This is a genomic window from uncultured Caballeronia sp. (genome assembly GCF_964243625.1).
Classification (GTDB): Bacteria; Pseudomonadota; Gammaproteobacteria; order Burkholderiales; family Burkholderiaceae; genus Caballeronia.
Window position 1 is genome coordinate 1 of the sequence record NZ_CAXTGZ010000307.1, and the last position, 6,994, is coordinate 6,994.

General features: G+C 58.2%; 8 protein-coding genes. 4 read left to right on the plus strand and 4 right to left on the minus strand.

Annotated features, from left to right (window positions below; all coding sequences use genetic code 11):
- Positions 1-399: dihydroxyacetone kinase subunit DhaK (locus ACFFAR_RS19800; protein ID WP_174365305.1), on the minus strand; the 399-nt coding region annotated here is incomplete at its 3' end.
- 328 nt (positions 400-727) lie between these two features.
- On the opposite strand from ACFFAR_RS19800, the gene ACFFAR_RS19805 reads away from it, so the two are divergent.
- The gene (locus ACFFAR_RS19805) at positions 728-1,477 is read left to right on the plus strand and encodes a glucose 1-dehydrogenase (protein WP_174365304.1); all 750 of its coding nucleotides are present in this window, start codon (positions 728-730) and stop codon (positions 1,475-1,477) included.
- Positions 1,478-1,537: 60 nt separating this feature from the next.
- On the opposite strand, the gene ACFFAR_RS19810 is transcribed toward ACFFAR_RS19805, so the two are convergent.
- A complete protein-coding gene (locus ACFFAR_RS19810; RefSeq protein WP_375508318.1) occupies positions 1,538-2,764 on the minus strand; it encodes a CynX/NimT family MFS transporter in 1,227 nt (408 codons plus the stop codon).
- Positions 2,765-2,867: 103 nt separating this feature from the next.
- On the opposite strand from ACFFAR_RS19810, the gene ACFFAR_RS19815 reads away from it, so the two are divergent.
- Positions 2,868-3,668 carry a helix-turn-helix domain-containing protein gene (locus tag ACFFAR_RS19815; protein ID WP_174364738.1) on the plus strand — a complete coding sequence of 267 codons (801 nt, stop codon included), beginning with the start codon at positions 2,868-2,870 and terminating at the stop codon, positions 3,666-3,668.
- Between the two features lie 366 nt (positions 3,669-4,034).
- Here ACFFAR_RS19815 and ACFFAR_RS19820 read toward each other — a convergent pair whose 3' ends face one another.
- Both ACFFAR_RS19820 and ACFFAR_RS19825 read right to left on the minus strand, forming a co-directional pair.
- On the minus strand, positions 4,035-4,424 hold the full coding sequence (locus ACFFAR_RS19820; protein WP_075358447.1) for a 4-oxalocrotonate tautomerase family protein: 390 nt from the start codon (positions 4,422-4,424) through the stop codon (positions 4,035-4,037).
- A gap of 44 nt (positions 4,425-4,468) precedes the next feature.
- Complete coding sequence (locus tag ACFFAR_RS19825; RefSeq protein ID WP_174364737.1) at positions 4,469-4,885, minus strand: MarR family transcriptional regulator; 417 nt, start codon at positions 4,883-4,885, stop codon at positions 4,469-4,471.
- Positions 4,886-5,112: 227 nt separating this feature from the next.
- On the opposite strand from ACFFAR_RS19825, the gene ACFFAR_RS19830 reads away from it, so the two are divergent.
- Both ACFFAR_RS19830 and ACFFAR_RS19835 read left to right on the plus strand, forming a co-directional pair.
- Positions 5,113-5,370: a hypothetical protein gene (locus tag ACFFAR_RS19830; protein WP_062002134.1), complete on the plus strand. Its 258-nt coding sequence runs from the start codon at positions 5,113-5,115 to the stop codon at positions 5,368-5,370.
- Between the two features lie 79 nt (positions 5,371-5,449).
- Positions 5,450-6,994 (plus strand): phosphocholine-specific phospholipase C (locus tag ACFFAR_RS19835; protein ID WP_174364736.1); only part of this gene is annotated, 1,545 nt, incomplete at its 3' end.

Below are 6,994 nucleotides of genomic sequence, written 5' to 3' on the forward strand. Positions count from 1 at the left end.
CACCATCTCGACCGCGATTCCTTCAGCACGCGCAATCTCGGCGGCGAGTCCAAAGTTGAAGCGATCGCCGGTGTAGTTCTTCACGATAAGCAGCACGCCTGCCGGACCTGCGACAGCGCGAATGGCGTCTAGCACGGCATCGGTGGAAGGCGATGTGAAGACTTCTCCGGCCACCGCAGCGCTAAGCATGCCCGGACCCACGTAACCGCCGTGAGCGGGTTCGTGGCCGGAGCCTCCGCCCGAGATCAGCGCGACCTCGCCGAGCGCGGCAGCGGCCTCTGCATCGGCTCGCACGATGATCGTGCTGCCCTGCAGCAACGACAGCCCAGGATTGAACGCAGCGAGTCCGTCGAGCATGTCGGGCACGACGGCGGAGACATCGTTGATGAGCTTTTTCATTCCGACTCTTTCCTTGAAAGCCGCGGACTCGCGGCGTGAGCACGTTACCGTTGCATTACATGATAAGGCAGCGGACGCACTGACCCTTTGCTTCGGGCCAAAGAATCATGGGCTTGCGCGCTTAGTCGTGTGCGTCATATCGATAGCATTTTGATTATTCGTTCCAACCGTAGAGTGTATTCGTCGCCATCTACTATTTCCCACGATGCACCGCGCATATAGTCAATCCAACCCCGCGACACTACGGGAACAGCTAATCCTTAGCGACTGAACGCGTTTCACCACGAGCGACGTCCAGTCAACAAACGAACTTACCTGCAGGACTGACATGACGAAACTATCTGGAAAGATCGCCGTAGTTACAGGCGGAAACAGCGGCATGGGCCTGGCAACCGCACGTCTCTTCGCTAAAGAAGGCGCGAAGGTGATCATCACGGGACGCCGGCAGAAAGAGCTGGATGAAGCGGTGGAAAGTATCGGTTTAAACGGAGAGGGCGTCCTGGGCGATGTCGCCAAGCTATCGGATCTGGACAAGCTGCACGACCACATCAAGGCGAAATACGGCCGCGTGGACATCATCTTCGCAAACGCAGGTGTAGGTTCGCTTGCACCGATCGATCAGGTAACGGAAGAGCAGTTCGACGAGACCTTCGGCATCAACGTGAAGGGTACGTACTTCACGGTGCAGAAGCTGCTCCCGCTAGTGCCGGACGGTGGCTCGATCATCCTGAATGCATCGATTGCCGCGAACACGGGCATGGAAGCGTTCAGCGTTTATTCCGCCAGTAAAGCGGCAGTCCGCTCGTTGGCGCGTACGTTGACGACCGATCTGAAGGCACGCAAGATCCGCGTGAATGCGATCAGCCCGGGTCCTATCGATACACCGATCTTCGGCAAGACGGGTCTGACCGAAGAACAGATCGAAGGCTTCAAGTCAGGCATCACATCGCAAGTACCGCTAGGCCGCATTGGTCTGTCGGAAGAAATCGCCAAGCCGGCTTTGTTCCTTGCATCCGACGATAGCAGCTATATCACGGGCATTGAACTCACCGTCGACGGCGGTATGGTTTCGGTCTGATCGTAAGCGGCAGGTTGGCGGCATCGGCTCATTCAGCGATGCCGCTTTTTGCGTTTGCGCTTAGATTGCTTTGGCGGTTGCACGCCGGATTGGCGTGGTGACGATATGCACGGCGCGTCCAGCAAAGAGTCCAAGCAATGCCATGACCAGGCACAGCGCGGCGCAAATCGCCAGGGCCACGTTCCAGTTTCCTGAAGCATCGTGCAATTGGCCGACCAGCGGCGGGCCCGCGGCCGCAAGCAGATATCCAACGCATTGACTCATTCCCGATAACGCTGCCGCCTGATGCGAATTGCTCGCTCGCAAGCTCACAAACGCAAGGCCAAGAATGATCGCGGCACCGGCACCGATGCCAAAGAAAATGATCCAGAGCATCGCCATGGACGGCGCCAAGAGCAGCCCAAGCAAACCAATCGCGCTGATGATCGACGCAATGAACGCAGCCACACGCTGATCTTTCAACTTCCGCACGACAGGCAAAAGCAGCAAGCCTGGAACCGCTGTTGCGAGTTGCAGGACGCCGTGCAGGGAGCCGGCTTTATCGGAGGAAAAACCGGCATCGTGAAGTATTGCGGGCAGCCAGCTTACCGCGACGTAGTAGACAAACGAATTCAGTCCAAGGAACAACGTCACTTGCCACGCGAGCGCGGAACGCCACACTTCGCCGCCGTGAGGAGGTGTGGCTGTGTCTCTTGAAGGCGATGTCCGGTTGCGAAGTTGCGGCAGCCATATCAAAGCAGTGAGAACCGGCAGCACGATAAACGCACCGATAACCAGCCGCCAGTCCGAGTTGAAGACCTGTGCAAGCGGAACGGCGATGACCGAGGCGATGGCAGCGCCAACGCCCATCGTCAGTGCGTAAGCGGAGGTGAGGGTGGCGGTTTTATCGGGGAAATCGCGCTTGAGCAAACTCGGCAGCAATACATTCCCCAGTGCAATCCCGCCGCCGATGATCGCCGTGCCGAGATAAAGACACCATACGGTTCCCGTCGAGCGCACGGCGATGCCCGCGCCAATCAAAACCAGCGCCGCGAACAACGAACGTTCGAGACCGTATTCACGGGCGACGCGCGCTGCAAACGGCGAAACAATCGCAAACGCGAGCAAGGGCAGGGTGATCAGCATGCCCGCTTCGGTCGTCGTCAGGTCGGCATTCGCACGAATCAAACCGAGCAGCGGCGCAACGCCGGTAAAAGGCGCACGCAAATTCGCGGCGATCAACAGGATGCCAACTATCAACAACGCCGGCCGCACCACGATTGGCGCAGCACCAGATTGAGATTTCACGATGATTTCGATCCGACATTAACAAGCCTTAAGACTAAACATTGGACGCGGATACGAATCTGGAGATAATGACAAAATAGTTCTAAAAGCGGTCAAAGACGCAATGTCGATCCTTCGCGCCACTCTGACGAGTTTTGATCCGGACACCATGCATCAGCCCGCGAACGCCGTGCGCGTGGATGTGGTGGAGAACGAGAGCGAGTTGCCGATGCATCGGCACAGCAAGGGCCAACTCGTTGTTGCGTTGCGCGGCGGCGTGACGTGCGAAGTGTCCGATGGTCTCTGGATGGTGCCGCCGCAATGCGGCGTGTGGGTGCCGGGCGGCATGTTGCACAGTAACCGCGTGACGGCTAACGGCCGTCTTTGTTTCCTGTACGTCGATCCGCTCGCGGCCGCGCTGCCGGATACGTGTTGCACGCTTTCGCTTTCGCCGTTGTTGATCGAGTTGATCCAGCGGCTTGCCGCGCTTCCGCAGATCTATGACATCGATGGCCCGACTGGCCGGCTCGTCAGCGTCCTGCTGGACGAACTCACGGAGATGAAAACCGAGCAGCTCCATTTGCCGATTCCGGAAGATCCGAAGCTGCGCCATATTGCCAATGCGCTCACGGTCGATCCCGCCGACCGGAGCACGGCGGCCGAGTGGGGCACGCGGGTCGCAATGAGTGAACGCACGCTCACACGCCTTGTTCTGCGCGAAACGGGCATGAGCTTTGGCCGATGGCGCCAGCAACTGCACATCATCATTGCGCTGCAGCGGCTTTCCGCGGGGGCGTTGGTACAGCGCGTGGCAGAGGATCTTGGCTATGAATCGGTCAGCGCTTTCATCACGATGTTCAAGAAAGCGCTCGGCAAACCGCCGGCACGTTACTTCGCCGACAAGGACGACGGAAAAGGTGCTTAGAAGAACATTTCTTTTTGCTTTCAAGTTTATTTCAAATGCATATAGAATGCCCTCACTCTAATTTGATCGGGGCGCACATGTCACCTTTTGCTAAAGCAGCGGCTACGTTGGCGGGCTGCATCGGGGCCTTCACCATGGTGGTTTGCATCGTCGAGGTGCTGGCGAATTAAGGTGGTGCTTAGTGATGAATGACGCTGACCGAGGCAGTATCTTGGCTTGCATGGCGGAGGGCGTTATCGACGCGATTGCCGCACGGCTCGGCCAGCAATCTCGTGAATGTCCACGACAATTGTTTGCGCTGTTTTATGAGCCCGGGGTGCAACACGCCGACGCTTGAAGTCGCCGCGCCGGCGTTTGCCCGTGACGTCAATGATGATACCGGTACTCCTGGGTGCGTCCGCCGTACCCGTAGGACGCCGCTCTCACATCTTCTACGTAGATATAACTCTCTTCATGCAGCTCGCCCAGGATTCGCGCGAACCCTGCGTACACCTCCGCTATGTAACGCGCTTTTTCGTCTTTGGTATTGGTCTCGTCGGTGACCTTGATGTCCATATAGAAGCTTGCTTTCTTATGTTCGGTCAGCGGCTTGCCCGCGATCACCCAGCTATCCGGATTCACGAACTGGATCGTGATCGCCGTGACGTCGCGTTTCTTCCCCAGCAAGGAAGACGTCAATTCAAGCAACATGTCCGAGATCGCCAATACTTTTTCGGCCGACTTTTCACCGCTTACTTTCACGTTCAGGATAGGCATTTTCAGCTCCATTTAGTTCGCTATACAACTATTCAGGAAAAAAATCAGTCGATGCTCGACCGTGCTTCTTTCACGCTCGCAACTGTCGTAACGAAACAATCCTCGCCCATTTCAGCCTTCAGGCGCCGCGTCACTCCGGCGCTTGCAGCGTTCAGTTGATCCCTGATCTGCACTGCTTCATGGGTCGGATAAATGGCTGTTTCCCGTCCATCCGACTCCGTCAATCTCCGCTCGATCAACATCAGCTTCTGCAAACCATCCAGCGTCCTGGTGGCCGTTGACCGGGATATGGCGAGTTCCGAAGCAAGCTCGCTTTGCACGATCCCCGGTTTGGCCAGCACCGCGCGCAGCATGAATCCTTGTGGCGGAGTCAGGCCGAACGGTTTGTACGCAGCGGTCCATTCGCGTTCGAGGGCTCGCGCGAGGGCCGTTGTGTTGAAGTAAATGCAGTGATCGAACATGGACACACGATAAATCAAAGTGATTCGCTATGCAACTAGTTTGAATGAGAAATATTAGACGTCAGCTTAAAGATATCGAGCCGTAAGCTATTTGGTAGAAAGAGCGCCTTACCAAGTCTTCGCAAACGTTTCACAAAATATTCTTGAAGCGTCCGCACACTGGCGACCGCGATGAAAGGAGAAGCGTCATCGCAGATATTCAAGTGCATCGAACAGGCGGAGACATCATGAGACGAATCGCGATACTCGCGTTGACTACGCTCGCCCTTGCGGCGTGCGGTCCGGATGACCACGAAAGTTTCAGCGCCACCCAGGCTGCGGCAAATCCGGCGCTGCCGGCGAGTGCAATCGAACCATTGGTGCAAGCCGCGCCTTCCGGCGAACTGGCGGCCAGCAGCGCCATTGCCGCCGCTCAGACGAGTCTTGCAGCAGACACGCAACAGGTCGCACCGGTCATGCATTCTCCACCCGACACAACGCAATGAACCATCACCATTCGATCGTTTCCTTCACGACCGAAGCCGTATCGCCGTCCCTTCAAAACACATTAAAAGGTGAAGCACGATGACATTGAACAGCCGTCGCCGTTTCCTGCAAACCGTTGCCACATCAGCCGGCGCTGCCGCCGCGTTGACCGTATTCCCCGAGTCGATCCGCAAGGCGCTGGCGATCCCCGCATCGCACCGTTCGGGATCGATCAACGACGTCGAACACATTGTGGTGTTCATGCAGGAGAACCGCTCGTTCGATCACTACATGGGCCATATGCGCGGTGTTCGCGGCTATAACGACCGCTTCCCGATCCCGCTACCCAACGGCAAGCCGGTATGGTTCCAGCCGTCGCAGGAAGACGCAACGAAGCCCGTTCTGCCGTTCCATCTGAACACGCAGACCACCAGCGCGCAATGCGTGGGCGACCTGGATCATTCCTGGTACAAGACGCATGCCGCCATCGACGGCGGCCGCTACGATCAATGGCCCGCGAACAAGACCGACATGACGATGGGCTATCACCTGCGCAGCGACATTCCGTTTCACTATGCGCTCGCCGATGCGTTCACCGTCTGCGATGCCTACTTCTGCTCGCTGCCGGGCCCGACCCATCCGAACCGTTCGTACCTGATGACCGGTACGGTCGATCCGACCGGCACGCTCGGCGGTCCGCTGCTCGACAACAATGATTTCGTCGATGGCGACGGTCCTCCGCAATACCAGTTGCTCTCGTGGACCACGTATCCGGAGCGTCTGGAAGCTGCAGGCGTCTCGTGGCAGATCTACCAGCAGGGCCTGACCGGCGCCGATCCGCTCAACGGCAACTACGGCACGAACATCCTGCAGAACTTCACGAACATCATCAACGCGCCGCAGGGGTCTTCGCTGCAGCAGCGCGCAAATGCCGTGCGCACCCTCGACGACCTCAAGGCCGACGTCCTTGCGAACAAGCTGCCGCAAGTGTCGTGGCTGTGCCCGCCGGCCGCTTACTCCGAGCATCCGAAATACACGCCGGCTTACGGGGCCGAATACACGTCGCAGATTCTGGACGCGCTCACGGCGAATCCGGAAGTCTGGAGCAAGACTGTGTTGTTCATCATGTACGACGAGAATGACGGTTTCTTCGATCACGTCGTGCCGCCGCAACCGCCGACATCGCGTTCGCAAGGTTTGTCGACGGTGACGACCGACGGCGAGCTGCATACGGTCGTCAATCCGGGCCGCGGCGGCAGCTATACCGCCGACGGTCTTCCGTACGGCCTCGGACCGCGCGTGCCGATGACGGTCGTATCGCCGTGGACCAAGGGTGGTTTCGTGTGCTCGCAAGTGTTCGATCACACGTCGGTGATCCGTTTTATCGAAACGCGTTTTGGCGTGATGGAGCCGAACATCACGCCGTGGCGTCGTGCGGTTTGCGGCGACCTGACCACGGCATTCGACTTCCGTACGCCCGACGCACAGATGCCGACGCTGCCGGACACGAGCAACTACAAGACCATCGCCGATAACCAGTGCGCCACGCAGCCCGCACCCACGGTTCCGGCTGTGCCGGGCGTGATCGATCCGCAGGAACCCGGTACGCGTTTCGCCCGTGCGTTGCCCTATGAGTTGCACGTG

Excerpts from the sequence above, each read along its gene's own strand:
- ACFFAR_RS19830 (WP_062002134.1), top strand. The coding sequence starts at position 5,113 with ATGAGACGAATCGCGATACTCGCGTTGACTACGCTCGCCCTTGCGGCG.
- ACFFAR_RS19805 (WP_174365304.1), top strand. The coding sequence starts at position 728 with ATGACGAAACTATCTGGAAAGATCGCCGTAGTTACAGGCGGAAACAGC.
- ACFFAR_RS19820 (WP_075358447.1), bottom strand. The coding sequence starts at position 4,424 with ATGCCTATCCTGAACGTGAAAGTAAGCGGTGAAAAGTCGGCCGAAAAA.
- ACFFAR_RS19815 (WP_174364738.1), top strand. The coding sequence starts at position 2,868 with ATGTCGATCCTTCGCGCCACTCTGACGAGTTTTGATCCGGACACCATG.
- ACFFAR_RS19825 (WP_174364737.1), bottom strand. The coding sequence starts at position 4,885 with ATGTTCGATCACTGCATTTACTTCAACACAACGGCCCTCGCGCGAGCC.